General features: G+C 37.7%; 1 protein-coding gene. It reads left to right on the plus strand.

Going from position 1 to position 967, the window contains the following annotated elements; all coding sequences use genetic code 11:
- Positions 1-566: 566 nt before the first annotated feature.
- Positions 567-967 (plus strand): response regulator (locus NNO02_RS23325; RefSeq protein WP_271455884.1); only part of this gene is annotated, 401 nt, incomplete at its 3' end.

Here is a 967-nt window from a genome sequence, read left to right on the forward strand (position 1 = left end):
GAATTTATAGGAAATTACTTATTTTCAACTGAGAAAACGAATGTGATTTTTACAAACATTTAATATTTACAACTATTCCTGGTATTATATGTCGCGCGGGTATCCTGCTTTAGCCGACAGATTCAGTACATTTCGACAAAAAAGAATTGCCTCGCCGCCTTAACAAAACCTAAACAATTAGCCCATTGTGTCGTTTTTACTATTTAAAAAATTTTTTCAATCTGCCATAATTCAAACAGCAGGAGATTAATATCAATAGTCATTACCATACCCTGGTCTTTCAGGATATCCTAACAGACATTATGAACTTACGTGCTGTAAGCCTTTTCCGAAAGTGCAGAGCAGGTATAATCCTCACTGTTTTCTGATTAATTGTAAGTTTTCCCTGGTGTGAAATGGATATTCCACAAACTCATTGTTCTGACGTAGAACAACCGAATAAACAAGGATGATATAATATTTATTCGGTTCTTCTTCCAGAGCAATCCTTGGCTATTTGACAATATTATAACGCCTGATGTTTTATCAAAATCGCAAGATACACAAACAGTTTGAGGCATACAACAATGAAACCAGCATCCGTTATCATTATGGACGAACACCCTATTGTCAGAATGTCGATAGAAGTACTGCTCGAAAAGAATAGTAATATTCAGGTTGTTCTGGAAACCGACGACAGTCGCACGGCAATAGACCATCTGCGGACCTATCCAGTCGATTTGGTCATTCTGGATATTGAGTTACCTGGCTCCGATGGGTTTACATTACTCAAGAGAATAAAATCTCTGCAGGAAAAAACCCGGGTATTGTTTCTATCCTCAAAGTCTGAATCGTTTTATGCCGGACGGGCGATCCGTGCCGGTGCCAATGGTTTCGTCAGTAAACGAAAGGATCTCAATGATATCTATAACGCGGTAAAAATGATTTTATCAGGATATTCATTTTTCCCTTCAGACACGCTTAATTT

The organism is Citrobacter sp. Awk 2, from assembly GCF_028069815.1.
In the GTDB taxonomy this organism is placed as follows: Bacteria; Pseudomonadota; Gammaproteobacteria; order Enterobacterales; family Enterobacteriaceae; genus Citrobacter.